This window comes from Hymenobacter sp. B81 (genome assembly GCF_044628455.1).
Classification (GTDB): domain Bacteria; phylum Bacteroidota; class Bacteroidia; order Cytophagales; family Hymenobacteraceae; genus Solirubrum.
The window spans coordinates 2,134,917-2,155,027 of the sequence record NZ_JBIYZW010000001.1 but is presented as its reverse complement, the minus strand read 5'-3'; the positions used below and the strand labels follow the sequence as shown (position 1 = coordinate 2,155,027).

21 protein-coding genes are annotated in these 20,111 nt (G+C 64.0%); 11 read left to right on the top strand and 10 right to left on the bottom strand.

What is annotated here, in order from left to right:
- The first annotated feature begins 136 nt into the window (after positions 1 to 136).
- Both recN and ACE191_RS09530 read left to right on the top strand, forming a co-directional pair.
- Positions 137 to 1,816, top strand: coding sequence for a DNA repair protein RecN (gene recN, locus ACE191_RS09535; protein ID WP_400191969.1), 1,680 nt, complete (start codon positions 137 to 139; stop codon positions 1,814 to 1,816).
- A 189-nt stretch (positions 1,817 to 2,005) separates the two neighbouring features.
- Positions 2,006 to 2,836, top strand: a complete 831-nt coding sequence (locus tag ACE191_RS09530) for an enoyl-ACP reductase (RefSeq protein WP_400191968.1) — start codon at positions 2,006 to 2,008, stop codon at positions 2,834 to 2,836.
- Between the two features lie 71 nt (positions 2,837 to 2,907).
- Here the strand turns inward: ACE191_RS09530 and ACE191_RS09525 are convergent, their stop codons facing one another.
- Entirely contained in the window at positions 2,908 to 3,171 is a 264-nt protein-coding gene (locus ACE191_RS09525) for a Kazal-type serine protease inhibitor family protein (RefSeq protein ID WP_400191967.1), read from the bottom strand.
- Between the two features lie 112 nt (positions 3,172 to 3,283).
- Positions 3,284 to 4,219, bottom strand: coding sequence for a D-2-hydroxyacid dehydrogenase (locus tag ACE191_RS09520; RefSeq protein WP_400191966.1), 936 nt, complete (start codon positions 4,217 to 4,219; stop codon positions 3,284 to 3,286).
- Between the two features lie 231 nt (positions 4,220 to 4,450).
- Here ACE191_RS09520 and ACE191_RS09515 point away from each other — a divergent pair, with 231 nt between their 5' ends.
- From ACE191_RS09515 to ACE191_RS09505, 3 genes are all read left to right on the top strand, one after another.
- The gene (locus tag ACE191_RS09515; RefSeq protein ID WP_400191965.1) at positions 4,451 to 5,233 is read left to right on the top strand and encodes a rhamnogalacturonan acetylesterase; all 783 of its coding nucleotides are present in this window, start codon (positions 4,451 to 4,453) and stop codon (positions 5,231 to 5,233) included.
- A gap of 180 nt (positions 5,234 to 5,413) precedes the next feature.
- Positions 5,414 to 6,241, top strand: coding sequence for a rhamnogalacturonan acetylesterase (locus tag ACE191_RS09510; protein ID WP_400191964.1), 828 nt, complete (start codon positions 5,414 to 5,416; stop codon positions 6,239 to 6,241).
- Positions 6,238 to 7,203, top strand: coding sequence for a pectinesterase family protein (locus ACE191_RS09505; RefSeq protein WP_400191963.1), 966 nt, complete (start codon positions 6,238 to 6,240; stop codon positions 7,201 to 7,203). Before ACE191_RS09510 ends, ACE191_RS09505 begins: the two co-directional genes overlap by 4 nt.
- Positions 7,204 to 7,214: 11 nt before the next feature.
- Here ACE191_RS09505 and ACE191_RS09500 read toward each other — a convergent pair whose 3' ends face one another.
- The 3 genes from ACE191_RS09500 to ACE191_RS09490 form a co-directional block, all read right to left on the bottom strand.
- Entirely contained in the window at positions 7,215 to 8,447 is a 1,233-nt protein-coding gene (locus ACE191_RS09500) for a porin (protein WP_400191962.1), read from the bottom strand.
- 91 nt (positions 8,448 to 8,538) lie between these two features.
- Positions 8,539 to 9,201, bottom strand: coding sequence for an NAD-dependent epimerase/dehydratase family protein (locus tag ACE191_RS09495; protein ID WP_400191961.1), 663 nt, complete (start codon positions 9,199 to 9,201; stop codon positions 8,539 to 8,541).
- Positions 9,202 to 9,286: 85 nt separating this feature from the next.
- A complete protein-coding gene (locus ACE191_RS09490; protein ID WP_400191960.1) occupies positions 9,287 to 9,781 on the bottom strand; it encodes a hypothetical protein in 495 nt (164 codons plus the stop codon).
- A 116-nt stretch (positions 9,782 to 9,897) separates the two neighbouring features.
- On the opposite strand from ACE191_RS09490, the gene ACE191_RS09485 reads away from it, so the two are divergent.
- Positions 9,898 to 10,521, top strand: coding sequence for a pentapeptide repeat-containing protein (locus ACE191_RS09485; RefSeq protein WP_400191959.1), 624 nt, complete (start codon positions 9,898 to 9,900; stop codon positions 10,519 to 10,521).
- A gap of 12 nt (positions 10,522 to 10,533) precedes the next feature.
- Here ACE191_RS09485 and ACE191_RS09480 read toward each other — a convergent pair whose 3' ends face one another.
- Positions 10,534 to 11,166, bottom strand: a complete 633-nt coding sequence (locus tag ACE191_RS09480; RefSeq protein WP_400191958.1) for a DUF3885 domain-containing protein — start codon at positions 11,164 to 11,166, stop codon at positions 10,534 to 10,536.
- A gap of 150 nt (positions 11,167 to 11,316) precedes the next feature.
- Here ACE191_RS09480 and ACE191_RS09475 point away from each other — a divergent pair, with 150 nt between their 5' ends.
- A complete protein-coding gene (locus ACE191_RS09475) occupies positions 11,317 to 12,081 on the top strand; it encodes a lysostaphin resistance A-like protein (RefSeq protein ID WP_400191957.1) in 765 nt (254 codons plus the stop codon).
- A 93-nt stretch (positions 12,082 to 12,174) separates the two neighbouring features.
- Positions 12,175 to 12,942: a creatininase family protein gene (locus ACE191_RS09470; protein ID WP_400191956.1), complete on the top strand. Its 768-nt coding sequence runs from the start codon at positions 12,175 to 12,177 to the stop codon at positions 12,940 to 12,942.
- 452 nt (positions 12,943 to 13,394) lie between these two features.
- On the opposite strand, the gene ACE191_RS09465 is transcribed toward ACE191_RS09470, so the two are convergent.
- Positions 13,395 to 14,093, bottom strand: a complete 699-nt coding sequence (locus ACE191_RS09465; RefSeq protein WP_400191955.1) for a hypothetical protein — start codon at positions 14,091 to 14,093, stop codon at positions 13,395 to 13,397.
- A 222-nt stretch (positions 14,094 to 14,315) separates the two neighbouring features.
- Here ACE191_RS09465 and ACE191_RS09460 point away from each other — a divergent pair, with 222 nt between their 5' ends.
- Positions 14,316 to 14,795: a cupin domain-containing protein gene (locus tag ACE191_RS09460; RefSeq protein WP_400191954.1), complete on the top strand. Its 480-nt coding sequence runs from the start codon at positions 14,316 to 14,318 to the stop codon at positions 14,793 to 14,795.
- Between the two features lie 89 nt (positions 14,796 to 14,884).
- Here ACE191_RS09460 and ACE191_RS09455 read toward each other — a convergent pair whose 3' ends face one another.
- The 3 genes from ACE191_RS09455 to ACE191_RS09445 all read right to left on the bottom strand — a co-directional run bounded on the left by ACE191_RS09455 (position 14,885) and on the right by ACE191_RS09445 (position 18,052).
- Positions 14,885 to 15,886, bottom strand: a complete 1,002-nt coding sequence (locus ACE191_RS09455) for a hypothetical protein (RefSeq protein ID WP_400191953.1) — start codon at positions 15,884 to 15,886, stop codon at positions 14,885 to 14,887.
- Between the two features lie 58 nt (positions 15,887 to 15,944).
- The gene (locus tag ACE191_RS09450; protein ID WP_400191952.1) at positions 15,945 to 17,756 is read right to left on the bottom strand and encodes an ABC transporter ATP-binding protein; all 1,812 of its coding nucleotides are present in this window, start codon (positions 17,754 to 17,756) and stop codon (positions 15,945 to 15,947) included.
- An 83-nt stretch (positions 17,757 to 17,839) separates the two neighbouring features.
- Complete coding sequence (locus tag ACE191_RS09445) at positions 17,840 to 18,052, bottom strand: carboxypeptidase-like regulatory domain-containing protein (RefSeq protein ID WP_400192303.1); 213 nt, start codon at positions 18,050 to 18,052, stop codon at positions 17,840 to 17,842.
- Here ACE191_RS09445 and ACE191_RS09440 point away from each other — a divergent pair.
- Positions 17,999 to 18,232 (top strand): hypothetical protein, encoded by a 234-nt coding sequence (locus tag ACE191_RS09440; protein ID WP_400192307.1) that lies wholly within the window; start codon positions 17,999 to 18,001, stop codon positions 18,230 to 18,232. The two genes, ACE191_RS09445 and ACE191_RS09440, sit on opposite strands and share 54 nt — an antisense overlap.
- Positions 18,233 to 18,479: 247 nt before the next feature.
- Positions 18,480 to 20,051, top strand: coding sequence for a M28 family metallopeptidase (locus ACE191_RS09435; RefSeq protein ID WP_400191951.1), 1,572 nt, complete (start codon positions 18,480 to 18,482; stop codon positions 20,049 to 20,051).
- The last annotated feature ends 60 nt before the right edge of the window (positions 20,052 to 20,111 follow it).

Here is a 20,111-nt window from a genome sequence, read left to right as displayed (position 1 = left end):
CGTTATGTGCTAAATAGATTGGGGGAATGGCTTGCGCTTCTGCTAAATGATTTAGTAGGTTTGTAAACGGCTGATGCCCGGCTGCTTGGCGGCCCGGGCAATTAGCAGGCTATTGTCTCACGCAACCACTACCGCTATGTTGGTGGATCTTCGCATACAGAATTACGCCCTGATCGAGTCCCTGGAGCTGCGGCCCTCGGCGCGGCTCAACATCATCACGGGCGAAACCGGGGCCGGCAAATCCATCATGCTCGGCGCCATCGGGCTGTTGCTGGGCAACCGCGCCGATTCCAAGCTGCTCTTCAACACCCAGAAAAAGTGCGTGATTGAGGGGCAGTTCGACGTGTCGGGCTACCAGCTGCAGGACATCTTCGAGGCCGAGGATATCGACTACGACGCGCAGTGCATTCTGCGCCGCGAAATCAGCCCCTCGGGCAAGTCCCGCGCCTTCGTCAACGACACGCCCGTAACGGTGGAGACGCTGCGTAAGATCGGGGCCAACCTGATGGACATTCACTCCCAGCACGACACGCTGCTGCTCGGGGACCCGGTGTTCCAGCTCAACCTCATCGACCTCTACGCCGGCCTCGTGCCCACCCGCACCCAGTACGGCAACGCCTTCCGCCAGTACCGCAAGCTGGCCGCCGACCTCAAAACCCTGGAAGATCAGGTGGCCCAGGCCAACAAGGAGCTGGACTACCACAGCTTCCTGCTGAGCGAGCTGGAAGAAGCCCGGCTCGACGGCGAAGACCAGGAGGCGCTGGAAACCGAGCTGCGGGAACTGGAGCACGCCGAGGAAATCAAGCTCAAGCTCGGGGGCGCCCTGCAGGCCCTGGCCGAGGGCGAGTACTGCGCCACCGGCAGCCTCAAGGAAGCCGCGTTGCTGCTGGGCCAAATTGCGGCCTACTCCGACGCCGCCCGCCAGCTAAAGGAGCGCGTGGATTCCTGCCTGATTGAGCTGCGCGACGTGGCCGCCGAGGCCGAGCAGGCCGAGCAGCGCACCGAGGCCGACCCCCGGCGCCTCGACGAGTTGCAGCAGCGCCAGAACGTGCTCTTCAACCTGCAGCGCAAGCACCAAGTGCGCGACGTGGCCGAGTTGATTGCCGTGCGCGACGACCTGCAGCAGAAAGTCGGCTCGGTGCTCAACCTCGACAAGGAAATCAGCCGCCTGCGCCGCGACGCCGAGGGTGCCCTGGCCACAGTGCTCAAGCGCGCCGCCCACCTCTCGGAGCAGCGGCGGGCCGCTTTCCCGCAGTTCGAGCGGGAGCTGGCCGATCTGCTCGCCGACCTGGGCATGCCCAACGCCCGCCTGGTGGTGCAGCACCACACCGGCTCGCCCGCCACTTCCGGCACCGACGTCATTAGCCTGCTGTTTACGGCCAACAAGGGCGCCCAGCCCCAAACCCTGAGCAAGGCCGCCTCGGGCGGGGAGTTTTCGCGCCTGATGCTGTGCATCAAGTACCTGCTGGCCGACAAGACGGCCTTACCCACCATCGTGTTCGACGAAATCGACACCGGCATCAGCGGGGAAATTGCGGTGAAAGTGGGTCGCATGATGCAGCAAATGGCCAAAAAGCACCAGTTGGTGGCCATTTCGCACCTGCCGCAGATGGCCGCTGCCGGCGAGGCGCACTTCTTCGTGTACAAGGAAGACCGCGCCGACCGCACCGTGAGCCGCATCCGCAAACTCACGGAGGAGGAGCGCATCCGCGAAATTGCCCAGATGATTTCGGGTGCCCGGCCCAGCGAAAACGCCTTCCAGAGTGCCCGCGAGCTGCTGGCCCTGCGCGGCGAAAGCGACCTGGTGCCGGCCTAGGAGGCGCCAACTGGCCTAAGCAATTGTCATGTCGAGCGCAGTCGAGGATTCTGCTATCTGATGTCAGCAGGCGAGATTCTTCGCCTTGCCCAGAATGACGTTCTTGCGCGCTGGGCTTACTGGTTCGGCGGCCTGTTCGGCGCGAACCTCTATTTTTGCCCGTTCCATCGACCCGACTCAACCTCCTTTATGGCCAACAACCTACTCGCCGGCAAGCGCGGCATCATTTTCGGCGCCCTCAACGAACAGTCCATTGCCTGGAAGGTAGCCCTGCGCTGCCACGAAGAAGGCGCCACGTTCGTGCTCAGCAATGCCCCGCTCGCCATGCGCATGGGCGAAATCAACAAGCTCGCGGAGCAGTGCTCGGCCCCCATCATCCCCGCCGACGCCACGGTGGTCGAAGACCTGGAAAAGGTGTTCAGCGGCGCCGTGGAGCAGCTCGGCGGCAAGATTGATTTCGTGCTGCATAGCATCGGCATGAGCCCCAACATCCGCAAGGGCAAGCACTACGGCGAGCTGAACTACGACTGGTTCCAGAAGACGCTCGACATTTCGGCCCTCTCGTTCCACAAGATGCTGCACGTGGCCGAGAAGCAGGACGCCCTGAATGAGTGGGGCTCGGTGGTAGCCCTCTCGTACATCGCTGCCCAGCGCGCCTTCCTCGACTACACCGACATGTCGCAGGCCAAGGCCGTGCTCGAAAGCATTGCCCGCAGCTACGGCCAGCGCCTGGGCAGCCTGAAGAAGGTGCGCGTGAACACCATTTCGCAGTCGCCCACCAAGACCACCGCCGGCACCGGCATCAGCGGCTTCGACGCCTTTTATGAGTACGCCGACCGCCTTTCGCCGCTGGGCAACGCCCCGGCCGAAGCTTGCGCCGACTACTGCGTGTCGCTGTTCTCGGACCTGACGCGCTACGTGACCATGCAGAACCTGATGCACGACGGCGGCTTCAGCACCACTGGCATTTCCGAAGGCATTGTGGAAGCCATTACCAACTCGATTCAGCCGCAGGGTTAAGCTGAGAATACCAGGCATAAAAAAGCCCGACCGCAAGGCCGGGCTTTTTTATGCGTTGGTAAAGCGCAAGGCTAGATCGGCCCGCCGCTGCCGTCGCAGGCGCCGCGGGTGTAAGAGGTGACGCCGGCGCGGCGGGCGTAGCAGGCGTTGCTGTAGGTTTTGCCGTCGCTGCCACAAACCGGGTCGTACACGTCGAGGCACTCGTAGCCGGGACCGGCCTTCACGTCGCTGCTCGCCGCGGCTGCGGGAGCGGCTACCGGCGCCGCGTCTTCTTTGCTGCAGGCGCCCGAAAAGGCCAGCACGGCCAGCAGGGCCAGGGTTTTCACAGTTTTCATAAGGGTTTGGGTTGTGGATGGTGAAAGAATGTTGTAATACCAATGTAATGGGAAAATAATAAGAAGCCAGCTTGTATGCAGCCGCTCAGCGGCCCTGAATCGTCGAGCGGGGTTAGTAGCCGCGGGCCAGGTCGACCAGGTTTTCGGGCGATTCACCGCGCAGCAGGCGGCTGAGGCTACGCAGGAACACGTCCACCTTGCCCTCGTCTTCGCGGGGCTGGCCGCCGCCGCTGTGCTGGGTCAGAATTACCTGCGGCAAGGCCCAGAGCGGGCTGTCGGCGGGCAGGGGCTCCACGGCCGTTACGTCGAGCACGGCGCCGCTGAGCTGGCCCGACTGCAGGGCGGCAATCAGCGCGGGCTCGTCGGTGGTGGTACCGCGGCCCACGCTGGCGTACACGCTGCCCGCGGGCAGGGCCGCCAGCAGCTCGGCCGAGACAAAGCCCGTGGCCGTACCCGGCAGGCAGTTTATCACCAGGTCGGTATGCGGCAGGGCCGCCCGCAGCTCGGCGCGGGAGTGCAGCTGGGCGGCGGGGTTGGTGCGCGCCAGCAGCTGCACGGCGCAGCCGAAGCCGCTGAGCTGCCGGCGCACCGCCAGCCCAATGGCCCCGGCCCCAAGTACAACCACGCGCTGCTCGCGCAGCAGCCGCAACGTGGGCCGGATTAGGCTGCCGTGCCACTCGCGGCGCTCCTGCCAGCGGGCCAGGTCGTGAATGCGGCGGTACAGCGCCAGAATGCCGGCAACCATGGTTTCGGCGCAGGGCCAGGCAAAATAGTCGCCCACGTTGGCCACCGGGAAATTTGGCTGCAGCCCCGCGTACCGCTCGAAGCCGGCCGAGTCGATCTGCCAGAACCGCAAGCCCGGCGGGAAGCCCGCGGCAAACCAGTCGGCGGGCGGGTTGCCAAACAGCAGCTCGGCGCGTTGCAGCGCGGCTGGCTGCTGCCCGGCGGGCAGGTCGGTGCGGAAGCTGACGGTGAACTCGGGCGGCAGCTGCCGGAGTAGATGGGCACGGGCGCCCGCATCGAGCGAGGCGTAAACGAACAGGTGCATGCGTAGCGGAATGAGCGGGAAGCAAACGGAGAAGCGGGTAGGGGCTATACGCGGTGGCAAATAAATGGCCGGACCAGCAGCCGTAACTGGGCAGTGGGTTCCGGCAACGTTCCCGGTAACGTTGGCGCAGATAAAGTGGCCGCCGCCCTGCCCAAAACCGCCGGTTTTCAGCTATCATGCCCTGGCAAACAGCTTTTTGGCCGGCTGGTTGGCGCCCGAATTTCTTTGCTCATGTCTTTTCGCCTACTGAGTTACTGCGTGGTGGGGTTGCTCGCGCTGGGGGCTTTTCGGCCCGCCGCGCCGGGGCGCATCACCGTGTACCTCATCGGCGACTCTACGATGTCGGTCAAGCAGGTGCGCTACTATCCCGAAACCGGCTGGGGCATGCCCTTCGCCGCTTTTTTCGACGAAACCGTGGCCGTAGACAACCGCGCCCAGAACGGGCGCAGTACGCGCACGTTCATCGCCGAAAACCGCTGGCAGCCCGTGGCCGCCGCCTTGCAGCCCGGCGACTACGTGCTGATTCAGTTCGGCCACAACGACGAGGTGCCCACCAAGCGCAGCTACACCACCGAGTCGGAATTTCGGGCCAACCTGGTGCGCTTCGTGACCGAAACGCGGGCTAAAAAGGCCTCGCCCGTGCTGCTCACGCCCGTGGCCCGCCGCAAGTTCGACGCCGCCGGGCGCAGCGAAGACACCCACGCCGCCTACTCGGCCATTGTGCGGGCCGTGGCCCAGGAGCAGCACGTGCCGCTGATTGACCTCAATGAGCGCAGCCGGCAGCTGCTGGAGCAGTTCGGCGTCGAAAACTCCAAGCTCCTGTTCAACCAGCTGGCGCCCGGCGAGCACCCGAACTACCCCGAGGGCCGCGACGACAACACCCACTTCAGCGAGCTGGGCGCCCGCAAGATGGCCCAGCTGGTGCTGGCCGACATCCGCCGCCTGAACCTGGAGCTGGCCGGGCGGGTGGTGAAACCGGAAACCAAGAAAACCGTGGACCCGCAGGCCCGCTGACTACTGAACTACCGCTGATGAAAGCCTGAAAGAACGTCGTGCCGAGCTGGTGCCGGGCCGCTGCTGATCAAGGGAAATGCAGCTGCAATGGTGAGTGAACAAACCGCAACTGGGGAAGCAGCGGCGGCCCGCACCACGCCCGGCACGACCGTTCTTTTTTTTGTTACCGATCTACTTGCCGTGCTGAACCTGCTCGTCAGAAAACTTGGGCCGCTGGCCGCCCTGCTGGGTTTGGGGCTGCTCTGGGCGTTTGCCGCGCCGGCGCCGGACAAGGTGCGGGTGTACCTTATCGGCGACTCCACCATTGCGCCCAAAGTGCGGCAGACGTTTCCCGAAACCGGCTGGGGAATGCCGCTGCCCACGTTTTTCGACTCGACGGTGGTGGTAGAAAACCGGGCCGTGAACGGACGCAGCACGCGCACCTTTCTGGCCGAAAACCGCTGGCAGCCCATCGTCGATGCCCTGCAGCCCGGCGACTACGTGCTGATTCAGTTCGGCCACAACGACGAATCGACCCAGCACCCCGACCGCTACACCTCGCCCGCAGACTACCGCCAAAATCTGATTCGGTTCGTGCAGGAAACGCGCGGCAAAAAAGCCCAGCCGGTGCTCATCACGCCCGTTACGCGCCGCAAGTTCGACAAGCAGGGCCGCATCCAGGAAACCCACGCGGCGTATTCGGCCGCAACGATGGAAGTGGCCAAAACTCAGCAGGTGCCGCTGATTGACCTCGACCGCCTGAGCCGGGAGCTGCTGCAGCAGTTCGGGCCCGAGCATTCCCGGCTGCTGTTTCTGCAGCTGGCGCCCGGCGAGCACCCGAACTACCCCTTCGGCCGCGACGACAACACTCACTTCAGCGAGCTGGGGGCCCGCAAAATGGCCCAGTTGGTGGTGGGCGAAATCAAGGCCCTGCAGCTGCCGCTGGCCCAGCGCCTGGCCCGGCCCCTGCCCAAAAACGCCGTGCCGCCCGCCAAGTCCGGCGCCGACGCCCAACCCACCACGCCGTGAAGCCGCTGCTGGCTTTTTTGGCGCTGAGCTGGCTGCTGCTCGGCCCCGTGCGCGCTCAGCCCGGGGCCCGCTACGACTTTGTGGTGGCCCAGGACGGCAGCGGGCAGTTTCGCACCGTGCAGGAAGCCTTCAATGCCGTGCCCGACTTCCGCAAGAAAGTCACCACCATTCTGGTGAAAAAAGGAGTGTACAAGGAAAAGCTGATTCTGGCCGGCTCCAAGAACCTGGTGAAGCTGGTGGGCGAAGACCGTGACCAGACCATCCTGACCTACGACGACTACAACCAGAAGAAAAACATCTTCGGCGAGGAGAAGGGCACCTCCGGCTCGGCCAGCTGCTACCTCTACGGCGGCGACTTCACGGCCGAAAACCTCACCTTCCAGAACTCCTCGGGCCCGGTGGGGCAGGCCGTGGCCGTGTGGGTGGCCGGCGACCGGGCCCGCTTCCGCAACTGCCGCTTCTTGGGCTTTCAGGACACGCTCTACACCTACGGCTACGGCTCGCGTCAGTACTACCAGGACTGCTACATCGAGGGCACCGTCGATTTCATCTTCGGCTCGAGCACGGCCTGGTTTGAGCGCTGCACCCTGTTCGGTAAAAAGGGCGGCTACTTCACCGCCGCCTCCACGCCCGACAGCACCCGCTACGGCTACGTGTTCAGCAACTGCCGTCTGGCGGGTGATGCGCCGGCCGGCTCGTTCCTGCTGGGCCGGCCCTGGCGGCCCCACGCCCAAACCGTGTTTCTGCGCTGCGAGCTGGGTCCGCAGATTGCCGCCGCCGGCTGGGACCATTGGGGCAACGAAGCCAACAAGCAAACGGCATACTACGCCGAGTACCAGAACCGGGGCCCGGGCTACCAGCCCCGGCAGCGCGTGCCCTGGAGCCGGCAGCTCACCGACCAGGAAGCCGCCCAGTACACCCTGAAAAACGTGCTGCGGGGCTGGGACCCGACCCAGGACTAACCAGCGGCGAGCTAGAAATTCAGCTGGGCCTGCAGGCGCAGCAGGCCGCCGCGCTGCCGGTTGTTGCGCAGGGAGTAATCTTCGAAGCGGCGCGACGAGCGGGTGTACATCGTCACCAGCTCGAAGTGCGGGCTGGGCTGCCACTCTACACCCATTTCGGCCTCGCGCACGGTGTAGCTGCGGGCGTCGCGCTCATGCTTTTTGCCGCCGTCGTAGTACTGCAGGCGCACGAAGGGGTAGAACTGGTGCTGCTGGTAGCGGGCGCGGTAGTTCAGCAGCAGGTAGCCCCCGTGCAGGCGCCGGGTTTCGATGCTGTCGGTGCGCGGGTTGAACTCGGGGCCCCGGCCCACGTTGTACTCGGCCTGCACGCCGAAGGGCTGCGGATACAGCACGAAGCTGGCCGCCGCTCGCTGGTCGGCGTAGCTCAGGTCGGGGTGGTGCTTCACGTTGCCCGAGAGCTGGTCTTTGGCCACCACGTAGCGGCCGGAGTAGGCCTGCAGGCCCGGCTCGATGATTTGCTTGCCCACTGCGAAAGGGTAGCTCAGGCGGGCTACCACGTGCTGTTGGTCGTTGAGCTCGGGGCGGTTGGCCGTCTGGCCGTTGAAGGCGCCCAGGGCCAGCACGCCATAGTCGCCCGAGCCCTTCAGGCCCTGCTTCACCAGCTCACTGAAACGCCGACGCACCACCAGCGGCGCCCAGTAGAAAAACACGCCCAGGTCGCGCTCGTTGGAGAGGGCACTGTTCAGCGCGTCGTTGCGGTCCAGGGCCAGGCGGTTCTGGCTCGACTGCATGTTTTCGAAGCCGAAGGGCACCTTGCTCTGGCCTACGCGCACCCGAAACCGGCTGCGGCGGTCGAGGCCCAGGTCCATGTAGGCGTCGCGGATCTGCAGAAACATCAAACTGTTGCTGCCGCTGGGCGCGCTGGCAAAGTCAGGCTGCAGATAAAAGGAAATACGCTCGGTGAGCTGCCCGTACACAATCAGGCGGATGCGCCGGAACGAGATACCGCCGTTGGCGCCCCACGACTTGTCGCACTGCTCGCACTTCAGGTCGGGGTTGGTTTCGAGCAGGCGGTTGTAGCGCGCCTGCATGTACCCGCGGATGGCAAACGACTCGTACCACTTTTTGGCCGGGGCCGGGCGGGGTTCCGAAGCCGCGGCACCGGGCGTGACCACCGAGTCGGCGGTTTGAGCGGAGGCTGCTGCCGCTACCAGCAACAGCATGATGCTTAACAGTTTCCTCATGCAATGGTAATGCTGAGGCAAAGTGCGGCATTTACTGTTTCTCTATTGTGACGCCAATGTTAAGCCAGTGTTATAAGTACGCGCCGCGCCCTCAGGCCCGGCTCAGGGCCACGATGTCGCGCACCTCGAGCACCGGCCGGGGGTAGCCCACGCGCACGGCGTTGATCATGGCCAGCGCCTGCTCGCGCAGGGTCGACACGATGCCCGGCGTGAGGCGACGCAGCAGCGGATACAGCCACGACACGGCGCCAATCCAGCGCGGCGTGTTGCGCAGCCCCGGCGTGGGGTGCATGTAGCCCGGCCGGAACAGGTAAACGGCCCGGAAGGGCAGCTGCCGCAGGGCGTTTTCGGTGCGGCCCTTCACCCGCGCCCACATCTGCCAGCCCCGCTCGCTGCCGTCGGTGCCGGTGCCCGATACGTAGCAGAACGTCAGGTCCGGGTTCAGGCGGGCCAGGGTTTGGGCTACGTGCAGGGTTAAATCGTAGGTCACGCGGGCGTAGTCGGCCTCGTTCATGCCCACCGACGAGGTGCCCAGGCAGAAAAAGCAGGCGTTGTAGCCCGTAAGCTGGCTTTCCAGCGCCGACAGATCGTGGAAATCGGGCACCAGCAGCTCGCGCACTTTGGGGTGCTGCACGCCGCTGGGCCGGCGGCCCAGCACCAGCACCTGCTCCACGTCGGGGTGACTCAGGCACTCGTGCAGCACGCCTTCGCCCACCATGCCGGTGGCGCCGGTAAGAATGACTCGGATTTTCATGGCAGAAAAAGTAAAGGCCGCCCGGTGGCGGTTCAGCTCCGTAGACGCCCGGCCGTGCCGAATACCTTAACCGCCCCGCCGAAAATCAGGCCCGCAGCCAGCGCGTGAGGCGCGGGTACTCGGTGGGGGTAGTCAAACCCATCCACACCAGCAGGGGCAGGCCGGGGTAGTAGCCCTGGCTGAACTGCTCGATAAACCAGGCGCTGCTGCCGCGGTAGCCCGCCGGGTGAAACAGCACGTCGGGAGGCAGGCCCAGGGCGCGGCAGGCGGCGTAGGCCCAGCAGTGCACGGCCATTTCCTCGCCCTCTTTCTCGGGATGATGCTCAGTTACGTTGCCGCCCACCGTGGGGCGCTCGGCCGCCGCCGTCACGGCCAGGTGGCCGGCTTCGTGCAGCAGGTCGCCGGGGTACAGCAGGCGGCGGCGGTCGACCACCAGCGCGCCGCGCTCCAGCAGAATGCCCGGCAGAAAGGTGGCCTGCCCAGCCAGATCGGCCTCGCGCACTTCCAGCCCGATGCCGCGCACGAACGCCAGCAGCTGATCGACCAGGGAAACGGCGGCGGGGGCAGGGGCGGGCGGCATGGGCAGTAACGACAGATCAGGGTTGGCGAAAGATACAAGCCGGGCGCCGGCAGTGGCGGCAAAATCCCAACTTTACTGCCGGGGCCGGCCGCTTTTCCGGCCCCGCCCGCCCCTGCATGAACTCCCGCCGCAAACCCGCCGCCCGCGCCAAAACCGCCGGCTCGCGCAAGCCCCAGCATTTCCCCGCCGACCGCGTGCTCAGCGGCCTCGACGCGCCCGGCCTGCGGGCCCTGGGCCCCGAGCTGGAGCAGTACCACTTCATCGGCTGCGAGCTGGGCGAGGCCGACCTGAGCCGGCTGCGCTTCGAGGACTGCTTGTTTGAGCGCTGCAACCTGTCGTCGGCGCGGCTGGCGGGCAGCTCGCTGCAGAACGTAGCCTTTGCCGACTGCAAGCTGCTGGGCCTCTCGTTCGCGGCCTGCCACGACATGCTCTTCGCCGTGCACTTCGACCGCTGCCAGCTGCGCTACGCCTCCTTCGCCGGCAAGCGGCTGGCGGGCACCCGCTTTGCGAACTGCACGCTGCCGGAGGCCGATTTCACCAACGCCGACCTCAGCCAGGCCGTGTTTGCCGACTGCGACCTGACCCGCGCCGTGTTCCACGACACCCGCCTAGAGGGCGCCGACCTGAGCACCGCCACCGGCTACCGCCTCGACCCCGAGGCCAACTTCCTGCGCGGGGCCCGCTTCAGCCTGGCCGGCCTGCCCGGCCTGCTCGACAAGTACGGGCTGGTGGTGGAGTAGCCGGGGAGGCGGTTACCCCCGCGGTGGTTCAAACACGGCCCGCATCCGCGCCCGGTCGTAGTCGAGCAACCAGGCATGGTGGGTGTGATACAGGTCCTGCAGCGCGGCGGGAGCGGGGGCAAGAATGTCGAGGCCGCGGTCGTCGTACATGTGCCAGATCAGGCCCCGGCGGGGATGAATGAAGAACACCTCACCGTGCAAAGCGGGCTTGCGGGGCGGGAAGTCCTGGTGCGCCAGGGCCGTGAGGATGGCCGGAAAATGAATGGCAGCCGCTGGAGTCAGGAAGGATGCCCGGTGCCACTGGCGGCAGTAGCTATCGGGGTGGGGGGCGGGAATTCGTTGAAAGCGTACCTGGCTCCGGCCGATGCCGCATTGCCGCAGCAGGAAGTTGCCCACCCGGATGCGCCGCCGCTTATCGGCCGGCTGCTGGTACACCACCAGCACTTCGTCGTCGGGCTGAAAAACGGCCTGAAATAGCACGCTGGCCCGGTGAACGGCCTCGCGGAAGTAGTCGTCGGTAGTTGCTATGTGGGTGTCGGTAGCCAGCTCGAAGCGCAGGCCCACGGGCCAGGAGTAGAACAACCCGGTTTGCAGCTTCAGGCCGGGGAAGTGCTGGTGCAGGAAATGGTTGAGCGGGTCGGGCATAAGGAGCGGCAAGTGAGCTGGCTCAGACAGCGCAGAGGTGGTTGTTCGTCTGGGATGCGGAACAGCTCCAAAGTAACGAGGACGGAGCTGCCCGGCACAGTGGCCCTTTCCGCTACATTTAGCCCCATCCACGCCCAACCGTCCTTCGCCGTGCTAGCCGCTACTACCTTCGTAAAGCCCTTTGCCGCGGCCCGCTTCCGCTTTGGCTGGCAGGCCGGGGCCGGGCTCATTGCCTTGTTCAGCCTAGTGCGGTTTGCCCTGGTGCTGCACGCCAACTTGGTGCGCAGCTACCACCTGGTGGCGTTCATTTTCGTGGCCATGATGCTGCTGCCGCTGCTGCTGCTCACCCGCGCCGGGCGCCAGCGCATCGGGCTGCAGTGGCCCACGCGCTGGAGCGGCGTACTGCTGGGGGCGGCGCTGGGCGCTGGGAGCTGCGTGGCGCTCTACTACCTGACGCTGCTGGCCTTTGGCCGGGGCGAAGGCAACAGCCTGGTGTACATCGCCCGCACCTACGGCGACGTGGCCCCCGTGCTGAACGAGCACAACCGGCTCGGCTTCTTCCTGATGTTTACCATCCCCAGCCTGCTGTTCAGCCCCATCGGTGAGGAGCTGTTCTACCGCGGGCTGGTGCACGAGTGCCTGGCGCAGGACTTCGGAAACCGGCGCGCTTCCTGGCTCGACAGCGCCGCCTTCGCGCTGGTGCACCTGGCTCACTTCGGCCTGGTGTACGGGGCGGGCGCGCCGGGCTGGCGCCTGTTGCCCGTGCCGGCCCTGCTGTGGGTAGTTGCCTTATTGGGCACCAGCCTGCTGTTTTCCGTGGCGCGGGCCCGCAGCGGCTCCATCCTGGGCGCCATCGTAGCCCACGCGGCCTTCAACCTGACGATGAACTACTTCATCTTCTACCACCTGCTGTAAGGCCAGGCCGCCCGGGCCGAAGCCCCAAGCGGGCTGCTTGGCCGGGGACCGGGCGCGCGTACCTTGCGGCGCATCCCATCAGCCACCCTGCCTATGTCTTCGCGTCCCTACATCCTGGCCGAAACCACCTGGAAAACCGTTCGTGACACCCCCTACGAGGTGGTGGTGCTGCCCTGGGGCGCCACCGAGGCCCACAACTACCATCTGCCCTACGCCACCGACAACCTGCAGTGCGACTACGTGGCCGCCGAGGCTGCCCGCAAAGCCTGGGAGCAGGGCGCCAAAGTGGTGGTGCTGCCCTGCATTCCCTTCGGCGTCAATACCGGCCAGCTCGACATCACCCTCGACATCAACCTGAACCCGAGCACCCAGCTGCACATTCTGCGCGACGTGGTGCAGACGCTGGCCCGCCAGGGTATTCCCAAGCTGGTGGTGCTCAACGGCCACGGCGGCAACGATTTCCGGCAGATGCTGCGCCAGCTCCAGGCCGAATTCCCCACGGTGTTTCTGAGCGTGGTAACCTGGTACCTGGCCGCCGACCGCAAGCAGTTCTTCGAGGCTCCCGGCGACCACGCCGACGCCCTCGAAACCAGCGCCATGCTGCACATTGCCCCCGGGCTGGTGCGCCCCCTGAGCGAGGCCGGCAACGGTGCGGCCCGGCGGTTCCGCATCGAGGCGCTGCGGCAGCCCTGGGCCTGGGCCCAGCGCGAGTGGAGCCAGGTATCGGCCGATACCGGCGTGGGCGACCCGGCCGAAGCCACCGCCGAAAAAGGCCGGGCTTTCCTCGACGCGGCCACCACCAACATCGGCCGCTTCCTGCTGGAGCTGGCCGCCGCCGACCCCGCCGACATGTACGAGTAGGGGGCCGGGTAGCTGCCCCAGGCGGTGGGCGACGACGCAATGTGCTTTTGCCACTGCCCGTATGCTCCACGACTTGGCGCGACGGGCTTCCGGAATTGCTTTTGTGCCTCGTGAGTTGGCGTGAAGGCCTTCCTGAACTCCGGAAGTGCCTCGCGCCAACTCACGAGGCACTTCTGCCTTCCCAAATGCCCGCCGTGCCACCTCGCGAGGGGCTTCCGGAACTTCGAATGGGCCTCGCGCCAACTCACGAGGCACTTCTGCATTACCAAATGCCCGCCGTGCCAACTCGCGAGGGGCTTCCGGAACTCCAAATGGGCCTCGCGCCAACTCACGAAGCACTTTCGCAACCCCAAATAGCCCTCGCTGCCTGTCGCGGGAGGGCTGCCGAAAACCAAGCGGCCGCCCGCTTCAGGAAGCGGACGGCCACGGTTAGCCCGTGAGGAAGTGCCGCCTCAGGCGACGATGGCCGCAGGCACCTTAATGGGGGCTTCGGGGCGGCGGGCCTTGCGCACTTTGCTGAAATCGAAGAAGCGGTACACCTCGGCGGGCTCGTCGAAGCGCAGCTCCAGCTGGGCCTTCACGCGGCGCAGGGCGCGGGCCAGGGCCAGCCAGTCGGCCGAGAGGTCGGTGCGGGCGGCGGCAATGCCGGCGTCGGTGGTGTCGCGCGCGTCCCAGGCGTCGGGCAGGGGCTGGTAGGCGGCGCGGGCTTCGGCGGGCAAGGTAGGGCGGCCCAGGGCGGCAGCGTGCTCGGTGTAGAGGGCCAGCAGCTGCTGCGAGTCCTGCAGCAAATCGGCCTGGGCCAGCGCGGCCAGCCGGCTCTTGCCGTAGCGGCGGAAGTCGGCGTAGGCGGGCAGGCGGCGCAGCTTGGGCGTCACGTAGTCCTTCATGGTATCGTCGACGAAGGCCAGCCAGGCTTTGCGGGCGGCGCGGAAGGCGGCCGTGTCGCCGGCCGTGGGGGCGTCGGCCTCGGTGAGGGCATCGTCGAAGCCGGCCAGGGCGGCTTCCAGCTCGGTCAGGTGCGGGGCGAAGGCCGTGCCCAGGTCGGCCTCGCGCAGGGCGGCCAGGGTGCTGGTGCCCGAGGCCTTGAAGTTGACGCGCGAGAGGGGCAGCGTGGCAAAGAAGTGGTCGAAATAACTCTGGTAAGCGGGCATGTGGGTAAGAATGAAAGATGAACAGAATAGCCCGACCCGGCAGGGGCCGGACCGGGCGTAAGGTATTGAATGGCTGCACCTGAGCAAGCGCCGGGCGCGGGAAATTTTTCGGTCGGCTGAGGGGCGCCTGCCCCCGCGGCACCAGCGGCCCGGGCCCGCTGCCTACCTTGGCCCTCCGGCAACCCTTGCTGCTTGCTGCCCCATCCGCTTCACCCGTTTCCCATGCCCGCCGCCGACCTCATCCAAACCCTGCAGCTGCTGCCCCACCCCGAGGGCGGCTACTACCGCGAAACCTACCGCGCCAGCCAGCAACTGACGGTGGACGGGGGCGCCACCCGCCAGGTGAGCACGGCCATCTACTACCTGCTCGAAAACCACGATAAGTCGCACTTCCACCGCATCCAGTCCGACGAGCTGTGGTTTTTTCACCAGGGCCAGCCGCTGGAAATCATCCTACTGTCCGGCCCCGAGCCCACGTTCATCACCCTCGGCAACGACCTGGCGGCGGGCGAAGTCCCGCAGGCCGTGGTGCCGGTCCATACCTGGTTTGGCGCCCGCCTCAAGCATCGGGAAGGGTACGCTTTGGTCAGCTGCACCGTCGCCCCCGGCTTCGACTTCGCCGACTTCGAGCTGGCCAGCCGGGAAGCCCTGACGGCGGAGTTTCCTCACCTGGCCGGGCTGATTGCGGAGCTGGCGGTGTAGCTGGTCAGAGGCCAAATAAGGTAGCGCCATTTTTTGCCAGGCAAGTCATGTGTTGGACTACACTGAATTTCCGATAGGTAGAGCACACCTTAGCTATAATAACCAAGGTGTTTGATTTGTTCTTTTATTACCTTGTCGAGGTTCGATTTTGCAGTGTAAAAACGAAAATTACCTAAGGATTTAGGTAAGCTGTTTTCAATAAGATTGTCAAAGTCAATATTAGTTTGATAAATCGACAAGTTTTTCAATCCAGAAAGGTTTTTGAGCCCAGGAAGAGCTGAAAGCTTCTTGCAGTTAGATAGTGTAATGGTCGAAAGGCTCTGAAGCGTGTCTGGAAAATCAATACTTTGCAACTGGATCTGGTCTTCGATAGTCAACTCCTTTAGAGCAGGAAAGTTGCCTAGGTTGTCCAAATAATTGAACCCGCGCACACGGATAATCTTCAGCTTCTCCAAAGAATCAAGATTAACTTCCACTAAATTCGGCCGGCCCCCTAGAAGTAAAGAAAAAGATTGTAGCTGCTTAAGCCCATTGAGAAAGTCGAGTGGAGTCTTGCTAATGGAAGTTAGCCAAAGACTTTCTAGCTGCTTTAATTTACCGACTGTAGCTATTTGCTTTGTGTGACCGGATATTGCCAGTTCCTGTAGTCGATTATAGGTTTCTAAATAAGTAAGATTCAGTTGCTTGTTTTTAGTAGGTCCAAGACTTAATTTTTTAATATTTTGTAGGTTGTCAAGCCTGAGGATTTCTGCATCATGCAGCTCATAAATTCCTAGAGAGAATACTTCCAAGTGGAGTAAATCAGCAATTACTGAAGTATTAACGGCGGAATCGAGGCAGTCAATAGACAAGTGCTTTACATAGGATATATGCTTTAGTATATTACAGTCGAAAGGTGTGCCATAGTGACCGTAGAATCTTATATGTAACTTATTGTTGCTAATAGAACATAGGTTGTTTATTTCGTTTAGAACGTCGAGTCGATACCGGGGGTGAGAGAACTGAATAAGTACCTCTTTGCCATTATTCAGTTCTGTTATTATTTCTTCTCGATTTAAAATCGGTGGATCATCAATGCGGTGCCAGCTCATGAATGCAATGAAGTATGTGTGTTGATGCGAAGCTAGTGAGTTGCTCTTGCTGCCTCACTTATGCCGCCGTGTCGCCCACCTCGTCCTCATCATCCACCATCACCCGGGCCAGCTTCTCGATGTTGAGACTGCGCGCCGAGGCGTCGAAGATTTCGCGGTAGGTGCCGCGCCGGTCGTAGAGCTGCTCGTGGGTGCCGCTTTCCACCATGCGCCCCTGCTTCATCACGTAAATGCAGTCGGAATCGACAATCTGGGCCAGGCTGTGGGAGATGATGACCACGGTGCGGCCCTGCTTGATGGCGTCGAGCGAGTTTTTGATCTGCTCGGTGGCAATGGCGTCGAGCGAGGCGGTGGGCTCGTCGAGGAAGATGATGGGTGGGTTTTTCAGGAACAGCCGGGCAATGGCAATGCGCTGCTGCTGCCCGCCCGAGAGCTGCTGGGCGTCCGACTGGTAGCCCTTGGGCAGCTGCATGATCTGCTCGTGCAAATACGCCTGCCGGGCCGCGTGCTGCACCTGCTCGAAGGGCACGTCGGTGGTGCCGTAGCGGATGTTTTCCTCGATGGTGCCCTTGAAAATGTGGTTTTTCTGCAGCACCAGCCCGATGCGCTGGCGCAGGGCCTGGGTGTCGTAGTCGGCCAGGGGCTGGCCGTCGAGCAGCAGCCGGCCGCCGTTGGGCTCGTAGAACTTGCAGAGCAGGTTGATGACGGTGCTCTTGCCGGCCCCGCTCAGCCCCACCAGCGCGGTGGTTTTGCCCTCCTCAATGGTCAGGCTCACGTCGTGCAGGGCCTGGGTGCCGCTGGGGTAGGTGAAATCCACGTGGCGCAGCTCGAAGGTGCCGCGCACCTGGCCGGGCTGAATGGGGCCGGTTTTCTCGGTGGCCTCGGTGGCGTCGAGAATGTCGAAGAAGCCCTCGGAGTAGGTGAGGGCCTCGTTCATTTCGTCGTAGATGCGGTGCAGCTGCCGGATGGGCGCCGACACGTTGTTGAACAGCAGAATGTGGAACATGATGGCCCCGATGCTGATCTGCCGGTCGAGCACCAGGTAAGCCGTGAGAATGATGATGAGCACCACGCCCACCTGCTCGACGAAGGTTTTGAGGCCGTCGTAGCGGAAGTTGGTTTTGCGGGTTTCCAGCTGGGCGGCCTGCAGGTTCTGCTGCAATTGGGCCTGCTTCTGTTCCTCGTAGTCTTCGCGCACGAAGCTTTTGATGACCACCGCCGAGTCGATGAGGTTCACGAGACCCTGGCTTTTCTGCTCGCGCAAACTGCGCAGCCCGCGGCGGGTGCCGTTCAGCCGGTCGGCCTGCCGGTAGCTGATCCAGAAGTACACCGGCATCACGGCCACGGCCACCAGCCCCACGTAGAGGTTGGCCGAAAACATGACCACCAGGGCCACGGCGGCGTTGGCAAACAGGGGCAGGATGTCGATAAAGAAGTTCTGCACCAGCTTCATCAGGCTTTCCACGCCCCGGTCTATGCGCGTTTGGAGTTTGCCGGTCTGGTTGCCGCTGTCGGAGTAGAAGCCGAGCTGGTAGGAAAGAATCTTGCGCACCGCGTCCTGGGCTAGCGTGCTGGCTACGTTGATGCGGATTTTCTCGCCGTAGAACTTCTGCCCGAAGGTGATGAACGTGTTCACGACTTCCTTGCCCAGCAGCAGCCCGCTCACCAGCAGCAGCATGTCGGCGCCCTCCGCGAGGCCCAGGCCGCGGTCGAGCAGGCCCTGCACCGTATCCACCGTGTAGCGCAGTACGAAGGGGTTTACCTGCGCGGCTAGGGAGCCTACCAACGTGAGCAGCAGCGTGCCGATGACCAGCGGGCGGTACGGCCGAACGTAGGGGTAGAGGCGCTTGATGATTTCCCAGAGGCTCATGCAGAATCGGCTACGGTAGAGTTGGTAGCCGGTTAGACGAGCGGGGTGGGGTGGGGGTTATTGAAAGGCGCAGCCGGGAAGTACTACCGGAGGCGGAGCGTAATTCTTAAATCATAGGCGGCCCCGCCCAGCTGCAGGGTATCGAGCTGATGGGGCTGGTATTCAGCGGCTCGTACCGTCATCTGCCAAAGGGCGCCGGGAATGTGGCGGAACCCGAATCTGCCTTGCTCATCCGAAACTGCTTGTTCAATTTGATTGGTGCTGAGATGCTGGAGCCTTACGGTTGCCTTTGGGATTGGGGCGCGGGTGGCCGAATCCTGAATGATTCCATTGACCCAAGCAGTAGTGGTATCAAAAACGGCGGTTCTTTTCAGTTCAACCCACCTGCCCTCTTTGGTGACCCAGCTTCTGGCAAAACCACCGGTAGTACGCCGAAAGGCAAGTTTATGCGGCTGATCCTGTTGGCAGGCATTTAGCAGACAAGCCGTTGCAAAGAGCCAGAAGCCTGGTAGAAGTTTAGTGGTCATTTGCGTGGCACTGTTCGACGAAACGGCTGGGGAATCAAGCAAAGCAGCGCAAAACGGCTGCGGCAGGGCCTGAAGCGCGCTGGCAACCGGGTTGCGCCCCAAGATATAGCAACAGTTCGCGGCAACGCCTGGGTCGAAAGCTCGTCTCTTCGTCGTTTCTTTGGCGGCAACCCGCCATCATCCCGCGATTATTCAAATGCAGAAACTGCTTTACTTGGCCGTAGCCTACGGCCTCGGCACCGCCGCCCCCGCGCTGGCCCAGCAAACCGAAAAAGTCGATCAGGCCATCGTGGCCAAGATCAAGGACGAGGGCCTGAACCGCTCGCAGGTGATGAAAACGGCCTTTTACCTCACCGACGTGTGCGGCCCGCGCCTCTCGGGCTCCGAGGGGCTGAAGCGCGCCAACGAGTGGACGCAGAAGCAAATGGCCATCTGGGGGCTCACGAACACCAAGCTGGAGCCCTGGGGCGACTTCGGCCGCGGCTGGGACATCGAGAAGTCGTACGTGGCCATGACGGCGCCCTACTACCACGCCATGATTGGCGCGCCCAAGGCCTGGACGCCCGGCACCAACGGGGCCGTCAAAAAGCAGGTGGTGCTGGTGAAAGCCGCTGCCGAAGCCGACCTCGACAAGTACAAGGGCCAGCTGCGCGACAAGATTGTGCTGACGGAAGTAGCCCAGGAGCCCAAAACCACCTTCACCGCCGACGCCAGCCGCTACACCGACGAGGAGCTGCGGAAAATGGCCGCGCCCGCCGAGCCGCGCCCGGCCAACGCCAGCAGCAACGACGCGGCCCGCACCGCTTACCGCGCCCGCCTCGCCCTGCGCGCCAAGATGACGGAAATGTTCGTGCAGGAAGGCGCGGCGGCCGTGCTCAGCACCCGCGGCGGCTCGCACGGTACCTTCTTCACCTCCAACGGCGCCCCCTACGCCGCCGACGCCAAGCCCGTGCTGCCCGAAATCGAAATGGCGCCCGAAGACCAGCTGCGGCTGATTCGCCTGGTAGAGGCCGGCGTGGCGGTGGAAGTGGAAATGGAGACCAAAACCCGCTTTCAGACCCAGGACCTGAAGGGCTACAACGTGGTGGCCGAAATTCCCGGTACCGACAAGAAACTGAAAAGCGAAGTGGTGATGCTCGGCGCCCACCTCGACTCCTGGCACGCCGCCACCGGCGCCACCGACAACGCCGCGGGCTGCGCCGTGATGATGGAAGCCGTGCGCATTCTGAAGGCCCTCGACGTGAAGCCGCGCCGCACCATCCGGGTGGCGCTGTGGGGCGCCGAGGAGCAGGGCCTGCACGGTTCGCGCAACTACGTGAAAAACCACTTCGCCGACCCGGCCACCATGAAGCTGCTGCCCGAGCACGAAAAGCTAGCGGCCTACTTCAACCTCGACAACGGCGCGGGTAAAATCCGCGGCATCTACGCCCAGGGCAACGAGCAGGTGCAGCCCATCTTCTCGGAGTGGCTTAAGCCCTTCGCCGACCTGGGCGCCACCACCGTTACGCCCCGCAACACCGGCGGCACCGACCACCTCGCCTTCGACGCCGTGGGCTTGCCCGGCTTCCAGTTCATTCAGGACGAGCTGGACTACGACACGCGCACCCACCACACCAACATGGATACCTACGAACGCCTGCCCGCCGACGACCTGAAGCAGGCCTCGGTAGTGGTGGCCTCGTTCGTGTACCACGCCGCCATGCGCGACCAGAAGCTGCCCCGCAAGCCGCTGCCGCAGGTGCCGGCCAAGTCGCAAGCCGGCCAGTAGAAAATCGACCACGCCAGCACCACGCCCCGCTGATTCAGCTAATCAGCGGGGCGTGGTGCA